At 63.5% G+C, this 20,047-nt stretch carries 20 protein-coding genes; 10 read left to right on the plus strand and 10 right to left on the minus strand.

The annotated features are described in order from the left end of the window. Positions 1–11: 11 nt before the first annotated feature. Genes G9U53_RS15085 through G9U53_RS15120 form a run of 8 tightly spaced genes read right to left on the minus strand, consistent with a single transcriptional unit; the run spans position 12 to position 7,237 of the window. Complete coding sequence (locus tag G9U53_RS15085) at positions 12–854, minus strand: DegV family protein (RefSeq protein WP_003944515.1); 843 nt, start codon at positions 852–854, stop codon at positions 12–14. Between the two features lie 4 nt (positions 855–858). Beyond that, positions 859–1,641 (minus strand): diglucosylglycerate octanoyltransferase, encoded by a 783-nt coding sequence (octT, locus tag G9U53_RS15090; protein ID WP_165638857.1) that lies wholly within the window; start codon positions 1,639–1,641, stop codon positions 859–861. Next, entirely contained in the window at positions 1,628–2,302 is a 675-nt protein-coding gene (locus tag G9U53_RS15095) for a histidine phosphatase family protein (protein ID WP_019749053.1), read from the minus strand. The genes octT and G9U53_RS15095 overlap by 14 nt, the downstream gene beginning before the upstream one ends. Next, on the minus strand, positions 2,299–2,745 hold the full coding sequence (gene rsfS, locus G9U53_RS15100; RefSeq protein WP_003944502.1) for a ribosome silencing factor: 447 nt from the start codon (positions 2,743–2,745) through the stop codon (positions 2,299–2,301). The genes G9U53_RS15095 and rsfS overlap by 4 nt, the downstream gene beginning before the upstream one ends. A 46-nt stretch (positions 2,746–2,791) precedes the next feature. After that, complete coding sequence (gene nadD / locus G9U53_RS15105; protein ID WP_003944462.1) at positions 2,792–3,508, minus strand: nicotinate-nucleotide adenylyltransferase; 717 nt, start codon at positions 3,506–3,508, stop codon at positions 2,792–2,794. An 18-nt stretch (positions 3,509–3,526) separates the two neighbouring features. Further along, a complete protein-coding gene (locus G9U53_RS15110; RefSeq protein ID WP_007731020.1) occupies positions 3,527–4,990 on the minus strand; it encodes a VWA domain-containing protein in 1,464 nt (487 codons plus the stop codon). A gap of 8 nt (positions 4,991–4,998) precedes the next feature. Continuing rightward, positions 4,999–5,910: a MoxR family ATPase gene (locus tag G9U53_RS15115; protein ID WP_003944506.1), complete on the minus strand. Its 912-nt coding sequence runs from the start codon at positions 5,908–5,910 to the stop codon at positions 4,999–5,001. A 40-nt stretch (positions 5,911–5,950) separates the two neighbouring features. After that, positions 5,951–7,237: a glutamate-5-semialdehyde dehydrogenase gene (locus G9U53_RS15120; protein WP_058039397.1), complete on the minus strand. Its 1,287-nt coding sequence runs from the start codon at positions 7,235–7,237 to the stop codon at positions 5,951–5,953. 195 nt (positions 7,238–7,432) lie between these two features. Here G9U53_RS15120 and G9U53_RS15125 point away from each other — a divergent pair, with 195 nt between their 5' ends. From G9U53_RS15125 to G9U53_RS15165, 9 genes are all read left to right on the plus strand, one after another. After that, positions 7,433–8,536: an NADH:flavin oxidoreductase/NADH oxidase gene (locus G9U53_RS15125; RefSeq protein WP_042924054.1), complete on the plus strand. Its 1,104-nt coding sequence runs from the start codon at positions 7,433–7,435 to the stop codon at positions 8,534–8,536. A gap of 243 nt (positions 8,537–8,779) precedes the next feature. Continuing rightward, positions 8,780–10,222 (plus strand): MFS transporter, encoded by a 1,443-nt coding sequence (locus G9U53_RS15130; protein ID WP_003944479.1) that lies wholly within the window; start codon positions 8,780–8,782, stop codon positions 10,220–10,222. Then, positions 10,219–11,100 (plus strand): ribokinase, encoded by an 882-nt coding sequence (locus tag G9U53_RS15135; protein ID WP_165638858.1) that lies wholly within the window; start codon positions 10,219–10,221, stop codon positions 11,098–11,100. The genes G9U53_RS15130 and G9U53_RS15135 overlap by 4 nt, the downstream gene beginning before the upstream one ends. Positions 11,101–11,153: 53 nt before the next feature. After that, positions 11,154–11,975, plus strand: coding sequence for a MerR family transcriptional regulator (locus G9U53_RS15140; RefSeq protein WP_165638859.1), 822 nt, complete (start codon positions 11,154–11,156; stop codon positions 11,973–11,975). A 39-nt stretch (positions 11,976–12,014) separates the two neighbouring features. After that, complete coding sequence (locus G9U53_RS15145) at positions 12,015–14,114, plus strand: DEAD/DEAH box helicase (RefSeq protein WP_030536630.1); 2,100 nt, start codon at positions 12,015–12,017, stop codon at positions 14,112–14,114. 160 nt (positions 14,115–14,274) lie between these two features. Then, positions 14,275–14,790: a diaminobutyrate acetyltransferase gene (gene ectA / locus G9U53_RS15150; protein WP_003944572.1), complete on the plus strand. Its 516-nt coding sequence runs from the start codon at positions 14,275–14,277 to the stop codon at positions 14,788–14,790. 48 nt (positions 14,791–14,838) lie between these two features. Beyond that, entirely contained in the window at positions 14,839–16,101 is a 1,263-nt protein-coding gene (ectB, locus tag G9U53_RS15155; protein WP_003944528.1) for a diaminobutyrate--2-oxoglutarate transaminase, read from the plus strand. Positions 16,102–16,116: 15 nt separating this feature from the next. Beyond that, on the plus strand, positions 16,117–16,515 hold the full coding sequence (locus tag G9U53_RS15160; protein ID WP_003944463.1) for an ectoine synthase: 399 nt from the start codon (positions 16,117–16,119) through the stop codon (positions 16,513–16,515). A 9-nt stretch (positions 16,516–16,524) separates the two neighbouring features. Beyond that, positions 16,525–17,457 (plus strand): D-isomer specific 2-hydroxyacid dehydrogenase family protein, encoded by a 933-nt coding sequence (locus G9U53_RS15165; RefSeq protein ID WP_050654639.1) that lies wholly within the window; start codon positions 16,525–16,527, stop codon positions 17,455–17,457. Between the two features lie 44 nt (positions 17,458–17,501). Here G9U53_RS15165 and G9U53_RS15170 read toward each other — a convergent pair whose 3' ends face one another. Further along, a complete protein-coding gene (locus G9U53_RS15170) occupies positions 17,502–18,023 on the minus strand; it encodes a VOC family protein (protein ID WP_081305478.1) in 522 nt (173 codons plus the stop codon). Between the two features lie 50 nt (positions 18,024–18,073). Between G9U53_RS15170 and G9U53_RS15175 the strand changes: the two genes are divergently transcribed. Next, positions 18,074–18,931, plus strand: coding sequence for an NAD-dependent protein deacetylase (locus G9U53_RS15175; protein WP_042450219.1), 858 nt, complete (start codon positions 18,074–18,076; stop codon positions 18,929–18,931). Here the strand turns inward: G9U53_RS15175 and proB are convergent. Continuing rightward, complete coding sequence (gene proB / locus G9U53_RS15180) at positions 18,904–20,007, minus strand: glutamate 5-kinase (RefSeq protein WP_003944552.1); 1,104 nt, start codon at positions 20,005–20,007, stop codon at positions 18,904–18,906. The genes G9U53_RS15175 and proB overlap by 28 nt on opposite strands. Positions 20,008–20,047 lie beyond the last annotated feature (40 nt).

Here is a 20,047-nt window from a genome sequence, read left to right on the forward strand (position 1 = left end):
TGGAGAAGCGATCAGGCGCTCGTGTCGATCTCCGGCAACGGGCACACCACAACACCGATCGCGCCGACACCGACGTGCGCTCCGATAACCGCACTGAAGTCGGTGACGACGGATTCCGCTACATCGGGAATGCGCTCGGCCAACTGTTCGGCTATCCCGTCCGCACGCTCTCGCGCGCGCATGTGATGCACGGCTATCGCCACACGACCGAGACCGGCGCGTTCGACTGCCGAATCCACCAAGCGTGCAAGAGCTTTGGTGGTGGTACGTGTCTTCTCGCCGAGCACGAGCTTGCCGTCCACCAGATGCAGGATCGGCTTCATCGCCAATGCAGTGCCCAGCAGTGCGGCCGCGGTTCCGATTCGTCCTCCCCTACGCAATTGATCAAGTTTGTCGACGACGATGTAGCAGCGCCCACGGCTCGCTACGTCGACCGCCCGGCCGTACGCCTCTTCGAGTGAAGCGCCCTTCTCGGCCAAGCGTGCAGCTTCGAGAGCCGGATAGCCCAAACCCATACCGGCGGACTGTGAATCGACGATCCGGACGGCGCCACCGAATTCCTGGGCTGCGACTCGTCCGGCTTCCCACGTTCCCGACAGTTGACGTGAAATGTGAACGGCGAGAACGCCGTCACCGTCGCTCATGTCCAGGGCGCGTGCATACGCTTCGGACAACTCGGCGGGCGACGCTCCGGCCGTTGTCACTCCCGACAGGTCGCTCGGCATTGCGTCGACGCCCTCTCGCAAGTCGCACCCGTCACGGAGCACGTGGAGCGGAACAACCTGAATGCCACATGCGTCGGCCGACTCCTGCGGGATGCAGGCGGAGGAATCCGTGACGACGACGACCGGCATTCTGCTACCCGACTTCGCTCGGCGGTGATACCAGTTGCGGCGAAACCACTTTCTTCGACTCCACCCCGCGAATCGCAGCGATCATCGCGCGGGCTACACCGACATGACCGTCCCAACCCCAGTGAATACCGTCGGGGTTGCCGTTCTCGGAAAAGACGTTGTCACGCACTGCATCCGCGAGATCGACTACGGGAACGTCTTTCTCCGTAGCCCACTCGGTGATCGCGGACACCGCGGCAGGCCGGCCGGCGTGCACGCTCGCGTAGGCATCGCTGCGGTGCACCGACGGCAGGGTCGCGATCATCGGCAGTTCCGGCCGCATGTACTCCAACGCATTTCGCGAGCTTTCCAGATACTCGACGCTCAGCTTGGGCGGAAGTGCGACCGGGCGGCCCAGAGGTGCAAGCCGCGGCTGCAGCCATTGATAACCCTCGCGCACCACGCGTCGAAGCGCGGGTGGCCGAACGTAGCGGATGGTCTCGCGGAGCGCGGTAGGCAATGGGGACGGCAGCGAGTCCATCCCGCCGACCGCGAACACGACGGCGCCGGCCCGCGGCACCGCCGCCCACACACGAGGATCCTGAGTCAGTGCCCACCACGCGTCGCGACACGTCCATCCGATACGGGCGACCAACTCGACGTCCCAGCCGAGTTCGTCGGCCACGATGTTGGGCCAGATGCGTGGATGATCTGCCGCGAGGCCGCCTTTGGGGCCGAAATACGACAGCGAATCCGCGAGTACGAGGAGGACGGGGCGCTGCCCGTCGGTACTTTCAGAGGACGTCATTTGCGACACTCGCAGAAGCATTCCATACGTCGAGTCGCCACTCGATCGACTTGACGTCACCATGTCCACTGAGTTGCACCCAACTGGTGTTTCCCAATCCGCCGAGGACGGCCCAGCGATCGACGGGTAGGTCGAGCAATGCCGCTGTCAGTGCCGCGATCAAGCCTCCGTGCGCCACCAGAACCACGGGCCGCTCGGCCCAGTCCGGGTGCGTGTCGAGCAATTCGTGAACTACGGGGAGGCTGCGATTCGCGACGTCGATTCGGCTTTCGCCGCCGGGCGGCGCCAACGTGGCATCCGCTCGCCACGCAGATCGCACACCGGGAGTGCGCTCGTCGACGTCATGATGAGTCAGGCCCTGCCATTCCCCCAGGTGTGTCTCACGCAGACGCGTGTCGGTGAGGACCGGAAGTCCGGCGGCATCACCGACTGCGACGGCCGTGAAGTACGCCCGACGCAGATCCGAGGACACGATCGTCAACGGCCTGCGGTCGGCGATCACCGGACCTGCACTCTTGGCCTGCGTGCGTCCCAACTCCGACAGGTCGGTGTCGAGTTGCCCCTGCATCCGAGAGTCGGCGTTGTATTCGGTCTGTCCGTGACGCAGCAGGATGAGCCGGCGGACAGGGTTCGACGCCGCACTGGGCGCCGACGAAGTCACAGCGAGGGATCCTGCGCGTCCGGCTCGGAAACCGTGTCGGTCTCGAACACCGTGTTGGCGTCGGCGGGGCCGGGACGGTTCTGTCCGAGGCCTTCGACCTCGACCGTCGGGCAGTCCTTCCACAGTCGATCGAGAGCGTAGAAGTTGCGCTCCTCGTCATGCTGGACGTGGACGACGATGTCGGCGTAGTCGAGCAGTGCCCAGCGGCCCTCGCGGGTGCCTTCACGGCGGACCGGCTTGTGTCCCGCTTCGCGGAGACGGTCTTCGATGTTCTCGACAATCGAGTTGACCTGACGCTCGTTCGTCGCAGATGCGATGACGAAGCAGTCCGTGATGACCAGCTGTTCGGACACATCGAGCACCACCACTTCGGTGGCCAGCTTCTCGTCGGCTGCCAAGGCCGCGATGCGTGCCATGTCGATGGCTTCGGTGTTTGCGCTCACTCGATGTTCTCCAGTTTCGTCTTCAGAAAGTACTTGTTGTGCTCGGCTAGCTCGATTCGGCGCCCGGGACGGCTTCCGACTTCCCCGGTGCGGGCTCCGACATCGTTGTAGCTCCGTCGCGGCGCTCCGCGTCGACAGGTCGATACAGGTTCCGCTTCGAGATGTACTGCACCACTCCGTCCGGCACCAGGTACCAGACGGGGCGGTCTTCACTTGCCCGACGCCGACATTCGGTCGACGAAATGGCAAGTGCCGGAATCTCTATCAACGTGACCGCGTCGGCGGGCATGGTGTCGAGGTGACCGGCCAGGTGCTCTGCATTGAGATCGAAACCCGGTCGCGATACCCCGACGAACTTCGCCAATGCGAACAACTCTTCCCAATCTTGCCAGGAAAGGATGCTGGCCAGCGCATCGGCACCGGTGATGAAGAAGAGTTCGGCGTCAGGGTGGTAGGCCCGGAGGTCTCGCAGCGTGTCCACGGTGTACGTCACTTTTTCACGGTCGACGTCGACCCGAGAGACGGAAAACCGCGGGTTGGAGGCGGTGGCGATGACCGTCATGAGGTACCGGTCCTCGGCAGGACTGACGCCCTTCCCCTGCTTCTGCCAAGGCCGTCCGGTGGGGACGAAGATCACTTCGTCGAGTCCGAACCGGTCGGCGACCTCACTGGCCGCAACGAGGTGGCCATGGTGAATGGGGTCGAAGGTGCCACCCATCACTCCTAGGCGTCGAGCACGTTCCACCGATAGTCCCTTCTGCACGAGTGTCGAGCTTACGGGTCAGACCGGCAGCAGACGGGACACGACGTCGGCAAGCTGCTGGGCCGAGCGGCACTCGTGCATGCTGATGACCTCGTTGTAGACCTTCGCCGCGGAGTCACCCGTTCCCCATTGCCCCTTCGGCTCGGGGTTGAGCCAGTGCGCGTGCTTGGCTACTGCCACCATCTGCGACAGCGACTGAAGGTTGGGATCGCGGTAGTTGTTGCGACCGTCGCCGAGTACCAGTAGCGACGTGCGACTGGTGATCGACTGCGCAAACTTCTCCTGGAACACTCCGAAGGCGTGTCCGTAGTCTGAGTGGCCGTCGTAGGTGATCAGTTCGGCCTCACGCACCATCCGTGACATCGCTGATCCGAGGTCTGCGTTCGAGTCGAAGAACCGCGTGACCTCGTCGGTCGTGTCGATGAACGCGAACACCCGCACGCGCGAGAACTGCTCACGCAAAGCGTTCACGAGCAGCAGAGTGAAATGGCTGAACCCCGCCACCGAGCCGGATACGTCACACATCACCACAAGTTCGGGCCGCGCCCGCTTCGGCTTGCGCTGCACCAGATCGATCGGCACTCCGCCCGTCGACATGGACTTGCGCAACGTACGACGTAGGTCGATCGAACCCGCGCGAGAGCGGCTGCGACGCACGGCGAGACGACTGGCCAACAAGCGAGCCAGGGGTGCGACGTTCTTCTTCAGCGTGGTGAGTTCGGCATCGGACGCTCGCAAGAAGTCGACTTCCTCGGCGAGTTTCGGAACGCCGTACGTGGCGACCCGCTCCTTGCCCAAATTCTCGGCTGTGCGTCGACGCGTTTCCTTCTCGACCATCTTGCGGAAGTCCGCGATGCGCTGCGCTGCCGTGCGCTTGGCGACCTCGGACTGATAGTCGGAGTTGTCCTTGCCCTCTGACCCGGAACCCTCCTGGTTGCCGAGCAGGCCCTGCAGGATCTTGTTGAGCAACGTCTCCGGGGCGACGTCACGCAGCGCCTGATAGGCGGAGAACGACGGGCCGTTACTCGACTGGTACTGCCCGAGTTCCTCGACCATCGCGGCGGTCAGGAGTTCGGTCATCTCCATCGCCTCGTCACTGCCGTCTGTCAGCAGTTCGGCAATGAGCTCACGCAATGCCTGCAGGTCGATCGAGCCGTCTGGCTTGCGCGGCAGTGTGACGTCGACGTCGCCGACCGCACGGTCACCGATCGCCTTGGGGAACCACAGGTCGAAGACGGCGTCGAACGTCGCCCGGTGGGTCGGCCTGCGCAGGAGCGAGCATGCCAGCCCTTCACGAAGCGCTTCACGATCGAGCAGGTCGAGAACAGACATGACCTGACCGGCGTCGACTGTCTCGGACGGGCCGACCATGATTCCGCGTCGTCGCAAAGCCTCGACAAAATCGACGAGGTGACCGGGAATCCCGTGCGGCGCTGCCAGGCCGCCAGGTGAGAGCGGCGACGTCGATGCTGCGGGAGCCATGTCAGACCTCAGTTCAGCCGAAGTTCAGCGGCGGCACGCACCTGGTCCGACTGGTGCTTGAGGATCACGCCGAGCGTGGCGCGAACGGCATCGTCGTCGAGAGTGTCCATGCCCAGAGCAAGAAGGGTGCGTCCCCAGTCGATGGTCTCGGATACCGAAGGGACCTTCTTGAGCTGCATTCCGCGAAGAACACGAATGGTGTTGACCAGCTGCTCGGCAATCGCTTCAGGAAGCTCCGGCACACGGCTTGCGAGGATGCGACGCTCGAGGTCGGCGTCCGGGAAATCGAGATGCAGGAAGAGGCAACGACGCTTCAGAGCCTCCGAGAGTTCACGAGTGGCATTCGAGGTCAACACCGTGAACGGCTTGCGGGTGGCGGTGATCGTTCCGAGCTCGGGGATCGTGACCGCGAAGTCGCTGAGCACTTCGAGGAGCAGACCTTCGATCTCGACGTCTGCCTTGTCCGTCTCGTCGATCAACAGCACCGTCGGGTCCTCGCGGCGAATGGCCTTGAGCAGTGGACGTGCGAGCAGGAACTCCTCCGAGAAGACATCCGCCTTCGTCGAGTCCCAGCTGTGGTCGACCGCGACATCACCCCTCGCTCCGCTCGCCCCGCCCGACTGAATCCGAAGAATCTGCTTCGCGTGGTTCCACTCGTACAGCGCACGAGCCTCGTCGACGCCCTCGTAGCACTGCAGACGCACCAGTTCTGCGCCCGTGGTCTGGGCGACTGCGCGGGCGAGTTCCGTCTTTCCGACACCGGCCGGGCCCTCGATGAGCAGCGGCTTGCCCAGACGATCGGCCAGGAAGACTGCCGTCGCGGTGGCCTTGTCGGACAGATAGCCGGTCTCGGCCAGCCGTTCGATCACGTCGTCGACGGTCGAGAAGAACGGCGTCGTGTCGGGAAGTGCTCGGTCCACGGTTAACTCCTTGAGAGGTGGGGCAAGTCTGGTGAACTTTTCAGGCGGGTCGGGTGTGCCCGTCGCCCCAGACGATCCACTTGGTGGACGTCAGTTCCGGCAACCCCATGGGGCCACGCGCATGCAGTTTCTGGGTGGAGATGCCGATCTCGGCGCCGAATCCGAACTGCTCACCGTCGGTGAAGGCAGTCGACGCGTTGACCATCACTGCCGCGGCGTCGACGCGAGCGGTGAACTCGCGGGCAGCCGAAAGATCGGACGTCACGATGGCTTCGGTATGACCGGTTCCGTACTGGTCGATGTGCTCGACAGCAGCGTCCAAGTCCTTGACGACCTTGAGGGCGACGTCGAGGGTGAGGTATTCCTTCGACCAGTCGTCCTCGGTCGCGGGAACCAGTCCCGGCAGATCACCGTGCACGACGACGTCGTGCATCTGAAGCGCTTGGAGCAGCTTCGGCACGGCCGTCTCGGCAATAGCGGCGTCGACCAGCACCGTCTCTGCCGTGTTGCACACACTGGGCCGACGGGTTTTGGAGTTGAGAAGAATCTTCTCGGCCATCAGTAGATCGGCGGCCGAGTGAACATAGACGTGGCAATTACCGACACCGGTCTCGATGGTGGGCACGGTGGCATCACGCACGACGGCGCTGATCAGGCCGGCGCCACCGCGCGGGATGACGACGTCGACGAGGCCACGGGCCTGAATCAAATGAGTGACCGTGGAGCGATCCGCACTCGGCAGGAGTTGAACGGAATCCTCGGGCAGTCCCTGATCAACCAACGACGCACGCAGAGCCGCCACCAACGCTTCGTTGGACTTGACCGCCGAGGACGAACCACGAAGCAGCGCAGCATTTCCCGATTTGAGGGTGAGCCCGAAGGCATCGACGGTCACGTTGGGACGAGCCTCGTACACCATGCCGACGACACCGAGCGGAACGCGCTGCTGCCGTAGTTCCAAACCGTTAGGCAGAGTGGAGCCGCGAAGAACTTCGCCGATCGGATCGGGTAGTCCGGCAACCTGACGCAAACCCGACGCGATGCCCTCGATCCGGTCAGCGGTCAGACGAAGACGGTCGAGCAGCGATTCCTCGGTGCCGCCCGCCTTCGCGGTGTCGATATCGAGAGCGTTGGCCGCGAGAATCCGATCACTTGCCGCGAGTACCGCGTCGGCTGCGGCGTTGAGCGCAGCATCCTTCTGCGCGGTGGTCAGCAGAGCCAGGACGCGCGAAGCCTTGCGGGCTCGGCGTGCGGCGTCGTGCACGACGGACTTGGTGTCGGACGCGTTCGAGTCGACGGTTTCTGCGTTGGAAGTCACAGCGGTCATGAATACACATTAACCACCCACCGTGACGGCCTGCTCGGCGGAACGAGGCTGTGACCACCCGGGACCATTCCGACGGACCGCCTGCGAACATTTAGGCGGACCGCCTGCGAACATTTCGGCGGACCGCCGGGGAACAATTCCGGCGCGCGACACTGTTGCACCCACCGACCTTCTTCTTCGAGTCAGGAGCCATCCGTGAGTGTGTTGTTCGAGCCTTTGACCCTGCGCGGCGTCACCATCCCGAACCGCGTCTGGATGGCACCGATGTGCCAGTACTCCGCTGACGTCATCGGCGACCAGGTCGGAGTGCCCAACGAGTGGCATCGCACGCATCTGGTGAGCCGTGCAATCGGCGGCACCGGCCTGATTCTCACCGAGGCGACGGCCGTCAATCCCGAAGGCCGCATATCGGCAGCTGATCTGGGGATCTGGAACGACACGCAGGCGCAAGCCTTCGCCGAGATCAACGCGCAACTCGCGTACTTCGGCGCAGTGCCCGGAATTCAGCTGGCCCACGCCGGACGCAAAGCGTCGACGCAGGTTCCGTGGCGCGGCGGCAAGAGTCTGCCCGCCGACGACCGACTCTCGTGGCAGACGGTTGCCCCGAGCGCGGTTCCGTTCGGTCACCTTGCCGATCCGGTCGAGCTCACCACGGAGGGCATCGAGAAGGTCGTCGCGGACTTCGCAGCGGCGGCTACCCGCGCATTGAAGGCCGAATTCAAGGTCGTGGAAATTCACGCGGCCCACGGATACCTGATCCATCAGTTCCTCTCCCCCGAGAGCAACAAGCGAACGGACCGCTACGGAGGCAGCTTCGAGAACCGCATCCGATTGCTCCTCGAAATCCTGAGCGCAGTCCGCGAGGTGTGGCCGGCCGAGCTACCGCTCTTCGTCCGGGTCTCGGCGACCGATTGGCTCACGGAAGAACGTGGGCTCGAGGTCGACAGCTGGACCGCGGATCAGACCGTTGCCCTCGCCAACATCCTCTCCGACTACGGCGTCGATCTCGTCGACGTGTCCACCGGCGGTAATTCACCGGCAGCCAAGATTCCGGTGGAGCCGGGATACCAGGTTCCGTTCGCCCGTCGCCTGCAGAACGAGAGCCTGCTACCGGCCGCCGCCGTCGGCCTCATCACCGAACCCGAGCAGGCCGAGAAGATCGTCGAAGACGGAAGCGCAGTGGCGGTGCTCCTCGGCCGCGAACTGTTGCGAGATCCCTACTGGGCGCGCCGGGCGGCCCGTGAACTGAACGCCGAGGTAGGACCGCATATCCCGTCGCAGTACGCCCGCGCCTTCTAGCCCGAAAATCGGCTCCCGCGCACAACTTTGATAGCGTAAGCGTCTTACTTGCCGGTAGTCCGGAGCCCTGAGGGCTCCGGACACTGCCGCGGGCCAGAGCCGTGCGACGGGGGTCGCAACGAGCCACAGGGCACGCGGACGCTCGATTTCCCGACCGGCTCATCGGCGAGTGGGCAACGAAAAGATGCGTGCATCAGGTACGTGCCCCGCTCGGTTCGATGATTGCGCTGGGGAGCGCATGTCATGACTACACCAGAGAACTCGATCAGCGCTCTCGAAGTGGCCGAATCACCCGATGTCTGCGTCACCGACAATGCGTCCGTCAAGCGCGCTGTCAAGGCAACGATGCTCGGAAATGCCATGGAGTGGTTCGATTTCGGCGTTTACGCATATCTAGCTACCACTATAGGAAAAGTGTTCTTCCCGGACGCGAGCGGCAGCGCTCAACTCCTCTCTACCTTTGCAATTTTTGCGGCAGCCTTCATCGTCCGCCCACTCGGCGGATTGTTCTTCGGTCCACTCGGTGACCGCATCGGACGCAAGAAAGTCCTGGCCACCACCATCATTCTGATGGCGGGCAGCACCTTCGCCATCGGCCTCATCCCGAGCTACGAATCCATCGGTATCGCCGCCCCGATCCTGCTGGTACTCCTACGCCTACTGCAGGGCTTTTCCACCGGCGGCGAATACGGCGGAGCCAGTACGTTCGTCGCCGAATACGCACCGGACAAGCGCCGCGGTTTCTTCGCCAGCTTCCTCGAATTCGGGACTCTGGCAGGATATGTGGCGGCAGCGGGCATCGTGACGATCATCCAGACCGTCGTCAGTGCCGAGGACCTACTCCAGTGGGGCTGGCGCATCCCCTTCCTCATTGCCGGACCTCTGGGTCTCATCGGCCTGTACCTCCGTCTGCGTTTGGAGGAAACCCCCGCATTCCAGATGATGGAGCAGGCCGAAGAGCGCTCCCTCGCAGATGAATCCACAGGCAAGAAACTACGCGAAACTCTCGTCGACAACTGGCGTCCGCTTGTTCTGTGCATCGTCCTGGTGGCCACGTACAACATCGCTCACTACGGACTGCTCAGCTACATGCCGACGTATCTGACCAACACGTTGGGTTACGACGAATCCCACGGACTCGTTCTGATGATCATCGTCATGATCGTGATGATGATGGGAATCAGCTACGTCGGAAAGTTCTCGGACCGCGTCGGGCGTAAACCCTTGCTGCTCAGCGGTTTCATCGGATTCTTCGTCCTGTCCCTGCCTGCCTACCTTCTGATCGGCGTCGGCAACTACGTGACGGTCTTCCTGGGACTCGCAATTCTCGGCGGCTTGCTCCTGCTGTTCGTCGGTGTGTTCCCGTCCGTGCTTCCCGCACTCTTTCCGACCGGAATCAGGTACGGCGGCTTGGCAATCGGATACAACCTCGCGGTCTCCATCTTCGGCGGGACCACTCCCCTGGTGCTCACCGCCCTCGAAAGTGCAACGGGCAGCAACTTGGTCGCACCGATGTACATGATGATCGCCGCCGTGATCGGCGGTATCGCAGTCCTGATGATCCCCGAGACCGCACGCAAGCCACTCGACGGCTCTCCGCCCTCCGTCGCCACCGACGAGGAAGCACGTCGGATCATCCGCAAGGTTCGTCGAAAGAGAATGAAGGCCGATAACCTCGAGGTATGAGCACGCCTCGAATCGTCGTCGTCGGCAGTATCAACATGGATCTGACCACGTCAGTGTCCAGATTCCCCGCTCCGGGAGAAACGCTACTCGGCACTGCCTTTGCCACCGCGGCGGGAGGCAAAGGCAGCAACCAGGCCATCGCCGCCGCGAAAGCCGGTGGGGACGTGTCGTTCGTCGGCGCGGTCGGCGACGACGGTTTCGGCACCCAATTGCGCGAGACCCTGCAAGACGCCGGGGTCGACACCGCGTTGCTTCGTAGTGTCGACGGCCCGAGTGGCGTTGCCGCCATCACCGTGAGCGCGGACGCGGAGAACAACATCATCGTCGTCCCGGGCGCCAATTCCTCGGTCACCTCGTTGTCAGAAGCAGACCTCGACGCGATCGCACACGCCGACGTTCTCCTGTGCCAACTCGAAATACCCCTCGACACGGTCACCGCAGCGGCCCGGCACGCGCGTGCCAACGGAACAACTGTCATCCTCAATCCTTCGCCGGTACACGACCTTCCGGGCGCCCTGATCGAGTCTGTCGACATCCTGATCGTCAACCAGACCGAGTCGGAGCAGTTGGCCGCGGTCACCGGTCGCGTCCGATACCTCGTCACGACGCTCGGGGCCGGCGGCGCGGATCTCCGGTCGGGCGAGGAGACAATCCACGCCGACTCCCCGGCCGTGACACCCGTGGATACAACTGGCGCAGGCGATGCTTTCACCGGCGCCTTCGCCGTGGAGTGGGTGCAGGGCCAGGACCGCGCCCTGCAGTTCGCTGCCACGGCGGGAAGTCTGGCGACGACGGTCCGCGGCGCGTCGGTGTCGTCACCCACTCGCGCTGCGATCGAAAAAGTCCTGAACCGACAGCTTGACTCTGACACCGTGTGAGGTCGTAAAGCTGTAGGTATCGGGTTCGTGAGAGAGAAACGGGGCGAGCAATAATGTTGAGCATCGGAGACTTCGCGAGAGCAGGTCGTGTGTCGGTGCGCATGCTCCGCCACTACGACGCCATCGGCCTGCTCACACCCGCGAGGGTCGACGCATCCACCGGCTATCGCTCGTACACCGCGGGCCAGTTGGCGCTGCTCAACCGCATCGTCGCTCTCAAGGAGTTGGGCCTGACTCTGGCCCAGGTCCAGCAAGTGGTGGAGTCAGCGGTCACCGTCGACGAGATCCGCGGGATGCTCACGCTTCGCCGAGCAGAACTCGAAACCCGAATCCAGGAAGACACCGCGCGACTGGCGCATGTACAGGCGCGCCTACGGATCATCGAAAGTGAGGGACAGATGTCCGCATACGAGGTTGTGATCAAGTCAGTTCCGGCGCTGCGGGTCGCGGAGTTGACCGGTACCGCCAAGACGATGGATCCGTCGTCGATCGGCCCGGTGGTTCGCGGGTTGTACGAGCGCCTTTGTACCGGTTTGGATCGTGCCGGTATCGCCGCGATCGGACCCGCTGTCGCTTACTACGAGGATGCCGGTGACGACGAGAACGTCGTCGTCCATGCGGCGCTACCGGTAGACGCGAATCCCGATGGCGACTACGAGTTCGCTGTGGTGGACCTGCGGGCCGAAGAGCACGTGGCCTCGCTGCTGCACAAGGGTTCGATGGACAACTGCCTGCCCGCTTATCAGGCGTTGGCCCAATGGATCGACGCAGCGGGATACCTCAATGCCGGCCCCAGCCGTGAGGTGACGCTGGCGTGCCCGGAGGATGTCGACGGCTGGGTCACCGAACTGCAGGAACCTGTTGCCAAGGCCTGAAGCCCGCACGTGTCGGCAGGGTCGTGCACCATGGGGTCCATGACCACCGCCACTGCCCCAGCCATGCGCGACGAAGCCGAGCGGCTGCTCCGCGAACTCGCGGGGCCGGATGCCCGCCTACGCGAGGACCAGTGGACGGCCATCGAGGCGCTGGTGGTGCAGCGCAAACGCGCGCTCGTCGTACAGCGGACCGGCTGGGGCAAATCTGCGGTCTACTTCATCTCGGCGAAGCTGCTCCGGGCAACGGGCCACGGCCCCACCGTCATCGTCTCTCCGTTGTTGGCCCTGATGCGAAACCAGGTCAGTTCTGCCGAACGTGCCGGAGTGCGCGCCGCAACCATCAATTCGGGCAACGTCACCGAATGGGACGACATCCATGCCCGCGTCGCAGCCAATGATCTCGACGTCCTTCTGGTCAGCCCCGAGCGCCTGAACAACCCTGACTTCCGCGATCAGGTGCTCCCGGCCCTGGCAGCTGATGCCGGCTTGGTAGTGGTCGACGAGGCTCACTGCGTTTCCGACTGGGGCCACGACTTCCGTCCCGACTACCGCCGCATCAGGACCTTGATCGCCGAACTCGGCGAGGGCATTCCCGTCCTCGCAACCACGGCGACGGCCAACAACCGCGTCGTCGAGGACGTGTCCGCCCAACTCGGCGTCGGCGGTGAGGAAACCCTCGTCCTTCGCGGCGGGCTCGAACGCGAGTCGCTTCACCTCTCTGTAGTCCACATTCCGGAGGCGACGGCGCGCGCTGCCTGGCTTGCCGACATGCTCGAGACGCTGCCGGGATCGGGCATCATCTACACGCTGACGGTTTCGGCCGCGCGCGACCTCGCAAGCCTGCTCTCCGAGCGCGGCCATACTGTCGCCGCCTACACGGGCCAGACCGATCCCACTGAACGTGAATCTCTCGAGCAGGACTTGTTGGGTAATCGCGTCAAGGCTCTGGTGGCCACCTCGGCACTCGGGATGGGCTTCGACAAGCCTGATCTCGGGTTCGTCGTCCACCTCGGCGCACCGTCGTCGCCGATCTCGTACTACCAGCAGGTGGGCCGCGCCGGTCGTTCCACCGACAGGGCAGACGTGATCCTCCTGCCTGGCGCCGAGGACAAGCAGATCTGGAGTTACTTCGCCTCGGTCGCCTTCCCCCGCGAGCACCTGGTCCGCAGCGTCATCGAACACCTCGACACCGAAAAGGCTACGTCGACACCGGCACTCGAACCTCTGGTGGAGCTCAATCGCACGCGTCTCGAGATGGTCCTCAAAGTCCTCGACGTCGACGGCGCGGTCAAACGCGTCAAGGGCGGGTGGATCAGCACCGGCGAACCCTGGGTGTACGACGCCGAGCGCTACGGCCGACTCGACGACGCTCGCCAGGCCGAGCAGGCCGCAATGGTCGAGTACCAGAGCATCACGACGTGTCGAATGACCTTCCTGCGTGAACAACTCGACGATCCTGGTCTGACCTCGGAGAACTCACAGTGCGGTCGCTGTGACAACTGCACAGGCAATCGCTACGACACCACTGTCGACACCGCTGCCCTCGACGAGACTCGGGCGCGCTTGCAGCGCCCCGGATTCGACCTGGAGCCGCGCAAGATGTGGCCGACCGGCCTGAGCAAGCTGGGCGTCAAGCTGTCCGGGAAGATCACCGAGGGGCCCGAAACTGGGCGCATTCTCGGACGGATGTCGGACCTGGGCTGGGGTCAACGTCTCCGCGCGCTTTTCGACGGTCCCGACGCCGAGGTACCCGATGCGGTGGTCAGCGCGTGTATCAGCGTTCTGGCGGCCTGGAATTGGGCCGAGCGCCCCACCGGTGTCATGGCCCTCGAATCCACGACGCATCCGTTGCTGGTGTCGAGCCTGGCTGCCAAGCTGGCCGAGGTCGGGCGATTGACCGACCTGGGCACCCTTCGCTTGCGCCCCGACCACCCTCCGGTGTCGGCAGCGAACTCCGCCTATCGCGTGTCCGGACTGGTCGATGTTTGGGAAGTCCCGGACATGAGCATCCACCAGGGACCGATACTTCTTGTCGACGCAATCGCCGATACCGGTTGGACTTTCACGATGGCCGCACGCGCACTTCGACAGGCTGGTGCTCACTCTGTACTTCCGTTGGCGCTCGCAAGCCCGAAATAGCGAGTTTTTGCCCGAAATAGTCGCTCCGACAACGGCAAAAGTTACATAATGTGAGCACCATCACATTCATGTCCTCACCTGGGGCGCAACGGGTTCCACACGGCCCGAAACGGACATCTGCATGACTTCGACAGCAATGATTGTTACGTTCAGATGACCGATGAAGCCTGTTGATACGAGAGCTATCCCGACCACCGCGCCGGACGCGGTGTTGTTCAGAAGCCCACAGATCGATGACGGAGTCCGGCTCTGGGAGATCGCACGTGATTCGAAGGTGCTCGACCTCAATTCGAGTTATGCATACCTGTTGTGGTGCAGGGATTTCAGCGCGACGTCCATCGTCGCGGAGGTAGACGGCCGCGTAGTCGGATTCGTTTCCGGTTATACCCGTCCCAGCGCTCAGGAAACCCTGTTCGTGTGGCAAGTTGCGGTCGACGAAGACCAGCGCGGCAAGGCAATTGCTGCCCGCATGCTGTCCGACTTGATGGATCGCACTGCCCCACTGGGTGTTACACATCTGGAGACCACGATCAGCCCCGACAACGAGGCTTCGATCGCACTCTTCACCGCGCTCGCACGTCGGCGCGAAGTACCGATAACCAGGCAGACCTTGTTCTCGCCCAACGATTTTCCCGATGGACACGAAGCCGAAGATCTTTACACGATCGGCGCCTAGCGCACTTCGCGCTCGGCATACAGCATGCCCCGGAGGAACAAAGAAGATATGAATATCAACGAAGCAAGCATTTTCGAAACCCTCGAGTCCGAGGTTCGCAGCTACTGCCGTGACTGGCCCGCAGTGTTCACCAGCGCATCCGGATCCTGGATTCGTGACGAGAACGGACGCGACTACCTCGATTTCTTCGCCGGCGCCGGCGCACTCAACTACGGTCACAACAACCCGGTGCTCAAGTCCGCACTGGTCGACTACATCATGAACGACGGCATCACGCACGGCCTCGACATGTCCACTGTCGCCAAACGCGAATTCCTCGAGACCTTTCAGCGCAACATCCTCGAGCCACGCGGACTGGACTACAAGGTCCAGTTCCCCGGCCCGACCGGCTCGAACACCGTCGAGGCTGCATTGAAGCTGGCTCGCAAGGTCACCGGACGTTCGGCAGTCATCAACTTCACCAACGCATTTCACGGAATGACACTTGGTGCACTCTCCGTGACCGGTAACTCGATGAAGCGCGCGGGCGCCGGTGTCCCCCTCGTGCACACGACACCGATGCCCTTCGACAACTACTTCGACGGCGTCACCGAGGACTTCCAGTGGTTCTCCCGCGTTCTCGATGATTCCGGCAGTGGAATCAACCGCCCCGCGGCAGTGATCGTCGAAACCGTGCAGGGTGAAGGTGGCGTCAATGTCGCTCGCCCCGAATGGCTTCGGGCGCTGGCAACACTGTGCTCGGATCGCGGAATCCTGTTGATCGTCGACGACGTCCAGATGGGTTGCGGCCGTACCGGCCCGTTCTTCTCCTTCGAAGAGGCCGGAATCGTTCCCGACATCGTCACGTTGTCCAAGTCGATCAGCGGCTACGGAATGCCGATGGCGCTCACGCTGTTCAAGCGTGAACTCGACGTCTGGGGACCGGGCGAGCACAACGGCACATTCCGCGGCAACAACCCGGCGTTCGTCACCTCCAAGGTGGCACTCGACCACTACTGGTCCGACGACGCCCTCACCAAGACGACGCTGAAGAAGGGCGCACGCATCAGCGAATGCTTCGCCAACCTCTCCGATCAGTTCCCCGGCGAGGTCTCGCACCGCGGGCGTGGCTTGGTTCAGGGCCTCGTCTTCGAACAGCCCGAGCGCGCCGGCAAGGTCTGCCAGTTGGCATTCGACGAGGGATTGCTCGCCGAGACCTCCGGACCCTCCGACCAGGTTGTGAAACTGCTTCCCGCACTGACGATTACCGACGACGAGCTCGAGCACGGCCTCTCCATTCTGGCCGAGGCGACACTCAAGGTCTGCAGCTAGAGGAAGGACTCTCCCATGATCGTTCGCACCACCACCGAGATCACCGACACCGACCGCGACATCACGAGTGAGGACGGAAACTGGCGCAGCAAGCGCATCGTCCTCGGCGGCGACCGCGTCGGGTTCTCGTTCCACGAGACCACCATCAAGGCGGGTTCGGTCAACGAGTTCCATTACGCCAACCACGTCGAGGCTGTCTGGCTCGTCGAGGGCACCGGCAAGCTGATCGACCTCGACAACAACAAGGAATACGATCTCGCACCGGGGTCGATGTACCTGCTCAACGGCCACGAGCGTCACCGCGTCGAGCCGGACACGCAGATGCGCATGCTGTGCGTGTTCAATCCGCCGGTCACCGGGCGTGAGGTGCACGACGAGAACGGTGTCTACCCACTGGTGGAGGTCCCCGCGTAGCGTCTAGTCATGGCGACTGACACCTCTCCACGCGTAGCGATCGGCCCCGTCCCCGATGCACTGCTCGACAGCGCGGTGCTTCGGGGCGGTGGTCTGATCAGTCCGATCGACACTGCGGACGCCCTGATCTGGGCGGGCTCACCCGAGACCTTTCCGTCGGAGTTACCGGCGTCGGTCAGGTGGGTGCAGCTTCCGTCGGCGGGAATCGAGGATTGGTTCGACTCCGGTGTGATTCCGAGGGACACAGAAATCACGTGGACCTCGGCGGCCGGTGCGTTTTCGGCGTCGGTGGCCGAGCATGCACTCATGCTTCTCTTGGCCGGAGTTCGCCACTTGCCTGCACACATCGAGGCTCGAACGTGGCGTCAGTTCGAGTTCTTTCCCAAGATCGGCACCCTTCGTGGCTCGACGGTTGCGATCATCGGCGCAGGCGGTATCGGCCGCGCGCTGATTCCGATGCTGGCCGCGCAGGGGGCGGACAGCATCGCAGTCAATCGTTCCGGTAGCCCGGTCCCCGGGGCGATCTCGACGCACCCCGCATCCAGGATGGATGAAATCTATTCTCGCGCAGATCACTTCGTGATTGCTGCGCCCGCCACCCCGGCCACCCGTCACCTCGTGGGCCGTGCGCAGTTGGCGGCGATGCAACCCCATTCCTGGGTGATCAATGTCGCGCGCGGATCACTGGTCGACACCGACGCACTGGTCGAGGCCATCGAGTCGGAACAGATCGGCGGCGCCGGTCTCGACGTCACCGATCCCGAACCCCTCCCGGACGGTCACCCACTGTGGGATCTGACGAATGCGATCATCACACCCCACGATTCCAATCCGCCAGGCGTTCGCCCCGCCGCGTTCGCGGATCACGTCTCCAAGAACGTGACCCGCTTCGCGAAGGGTGAGGCGCTGGCTGCCCTCGTGGACCCCGTAGCCGGATACTGAGCACGCCGCCGAAGCTCGAATGCTCGGACGACGGTTGCCACAAATTACTGTGACGACTGCGTCTCCGGAAAGAAAAGCGCCCGCGCCCGGCGAGCGACCTCTTCGGCAGGTACATCCTCGACCTTCGTGCATACTGCCCACCTGTGGCCGAACGGATCGAGAAACACTCCATGCCGGTCGCCCGAAAATGTATCGGCCACAGCCGTGACCAGCGTGCCTCCCTCGGCGACTGCCCGAGCGACAAACTCGTCCGTGTCCTCGGTGTAGACGACGATCGACGAATGCACCCAGCCGTCCTGCGGTGATTTGAGACCGAAGTCCGGCATCTCCTGCGAAAGCTGCAGCATCGAATCGCCGATCCGGATCTCCGCATGCATGAGGGAGCCGTCAGGTGCGTTCATCGCATCGACTATCTCAGCTCCAAGTGCTCGTTTGTAGTAGTCGAGTGCGGCATGGCCGTCCGGCACCGCAAGGTAGGGAGTGATCGTGCGGTAACCAGCAGGGATCGGGTTCACTGTGTTCATGTGTACGAGTATTGGCGATCGCACACGTGTTCTATTGAACATTTCGGACTTCCTCCGCGCCTCCGTCTCGCACACGCGCCTATCCTGGAACGGTGCCTACCGACAACAGCCGCCTCGACGCCCTCCCCGAGCTCCTGGCCGGCCGTCGCCTGGCAGTTCTGACAGGCGCCGGCATCTCGACAGACTCCGGAATCCCGGACTACCGCGGCCCTGATTCGCCACCGCGCAATCCGATGACGTTCCAGCAGTTCATCGGCGATCCGGCGTTTCGGCGGCACTACTGGGCGCGCAACCACATCGGCTGGCGATACATGGACAGCTCCCGCCCCAACCAGGGCCACCGGGCCGTCGCGGCACTGGAACGAACAGGGCGAGCCGTCGGCGTGATCACCCAGAACGTCGACCTCCTGCACACCAAGGCCGGCGCGCGAAACGTCATCGACCTCCACGGCACCTACGCGCAGGTTCGATGCCTGAGCTGCCAGCGGCTGATCTCCCGTACCACTCTCGCGGAGAGACTGGAAGAAGCCAATCCTGGATTCGCCGAAACAGTCGCTGCTGCAACAGGAGTCGAAATCGCACCCGACGCAGATGCCGTGATCGAATCCACCGCACACTTTCGCGTCGTGGATTGCGCCGTGTGCGGTGGCTTACTCAAACCGGACATCGTCTACTTCGGCGAATCCGTCCCCAAGGAACGCGTCGCCCGTGCGTACAGCCTCGTCGACCAATCCGACGCACTGTTGGTAGCCGGGTCGTCGTTGACCGTGATGTCCGGCCTACGTTTCGTCCGGCATGCCGCCAAGACCGGGAAGCCGATCGCCATCGTCAATCGAGGCACGACTCGCGGCGACGAATTCGCCGACCTCAAGCTCGAAGTCGGTTGCGCTGAAGCACTTTCCGCCCTCGTCGAGCACGAAAGCTACAGCGCCACCAAGTCGTCCGCGTGAACCACAGGACGCTGCATGTCGGCCGGTAGATCGGTGGTGGAGCGCCCCAGGATCTCCTCGATCTCCGCAGCGTCGAACGCAACGACACCCCGGGCGACGGGCTTCTCCCCCGGCCCCATCAGGGACACGACGTCGCCGGCGTGGAAGTCACCGGATACACCGACGATGCCAGCGGACAGAAGGCTTCGACGCTTGGACACGACCGCGCGGACGGCGCCTTCGTCGAGGTGGAGGTCACCCGATGTGTCAGCGGCGTGACGAACCCAGAATCGGCGGGCCGACAATCGCGTCGGCCGGGGCGCAAATGCCGTTCCGACATCGGCACCACTGAGTGCCTGCGCAGCGTCCGATGCTGCCGCGAGCAGAACTGGCACGCCGGAATCAGCGGCCAGGCGTGCTGCTGAGAGCTTCGACGCCATGCCTCCGGTACCGAGGGCGCCACCCGAACCGGCAACCACACCGTCGAGATCCTCGGGACTGTTGACCTCGGGAATCAGTGTGGCATCGCCCTTTCGGGGATCCCCGTCGTACAGTCCGTCCACATCCGACAACAGGATCAACGCGTCGGCGCCGACCAGATGAGCAACCAGAGCAGCCAGCCGATCGTTGTCACCGAATCGAAGTTCGGTGGTGGCAACGGTGTCGTTCTCGTTCACGATCGCCACCGCGTGCAATGCCCGTAGACGATCGAGTGTCCGTTGGGCGTTGCGGTGCTGCGTCCGTCGAGCGATGTCGTCAGCCGTGAGTAGAACCTGCCCGACGGTACGGCCGTAACGGGCGAACGACGTACCCCAGGCGTGAGCCAGAGCCAACTGACCGACGCTGGCCGCAGCCTGCTTGGTCGCGAGATCCCGCGGTCGCTTGGTCAGTCCCAGCGGCGCCAGTCCGGCCCCGACGGCACCGGACGAGACGACGACGACATCGGAACCCGCACGCATGCGAGCCTCGATGGCATCGGCCAACAGATCGAGTCGGTGAGTATCGAGTCCCGCCACCAGACTGGTGAGCGCAGACGACCCGATCTTCACGACGATACTGTGAGCCGACGCTATCGACTCCCTGGTGGACCCGAGCACAGTCCCGTTCCCTCTCTTCGGTTTTCGTCCTGAAATCGCG

This window comes from Rhodococcus sp. D-46 (assembly GCF_011290655.1).
GTDB lineage: Bacteria > Actinomycetota > Actinomycetes > Mycobacteriales > Mycobacteriaceae > Rhodococcus_F > Rhodococcus_F qingshengii.

Coding starts and splice junctions, on each gene's coding strand:
- G9U53_RS15135 (WP_165638858.1), top strand. CDS start 10,219: ATGAGCACGCCTCGAATCGTCGTCGTCGGCAGTATCAACATGGATCTG.
- ectB (WP_003944528.1), top strand. CDS start 14,839: ATGAATATCAACGAAGCAAGCATTTTCGAAACCCTCGAGTCCGAGGTT.
- G9U53_RS15170 (WP_081305478.1), bottom strand. CDS start 18,023: ATGTTCAATAGAACACGTGTGCGATCGCCAATACTCGTACACATGAAC.
- G9U53_RS15130 (WP_003944479.1), top strand. CDS start 8,780: ATGACTACACCAGAGAACTCGATCAGCGCTCTCGAAGTGGCCGAATCA.
- G9U53_RS15165 (WP_050654639.1), top strand. CDS start 16,525: ATGGCGACTGACACCTCTCCACGCGTAGCGATCGGCCCCGTCCCCGAT.
- G9U53_RS15145 (WP_030536630.1), top strand. CDS start 12,015: ATGACCACCGCCACTGCCCCAGCCATGCGCGACGAAGCCGAGCGGCTG.
- G9U53_RS15085 (WP_003944515.1), bottom strand. CDS start 854: ATGCCGGTCGTCGTCGTCACGGATTCCTCCGCCTGCATCCCGCAGGAG.
- octT (WP_165638857.1), bottom strand. CDS start 1,641: ATGACGTCCTCTGAAAGTACCGACGGGCAGCGCCCCGTCCTCCTCGTA.
- G9U53_RS15140 (WP_165638859.1), top strand. CDS start 11,154: ATGTTGAGCATCGGAGACTTCGCGAGAGCAGGTCGTGTGTCGGTGCGC.
- G9U53_RS15110 (WP_007731020.1), bottom strand. CDS start 4,990: ATGGCTCCCGCAGCATCGACGTCGCCGCTCTCACCTGGCGGCCTGGCA.
- G9U53_RS15160 (WP_003944463.1), top strand. CDS start 16,117: ATGATCGTTCGCACCACCACCGAGATCACCGACACCGACCGCGACATC.
- G9U53_RS15120 (WP_058039397.1), bottom strand. CDS start 7,237: ATGACCGCTGTGACTTCCAACGCAGAAACCGTCGACTCGAACGCGTCC.
- ectA (WP_003944572.1), top strand. CDS start 14,275: ATGAAGCCTGTTGATACGAGAGCTATCCCGACCACCGCGCCGGACGCG.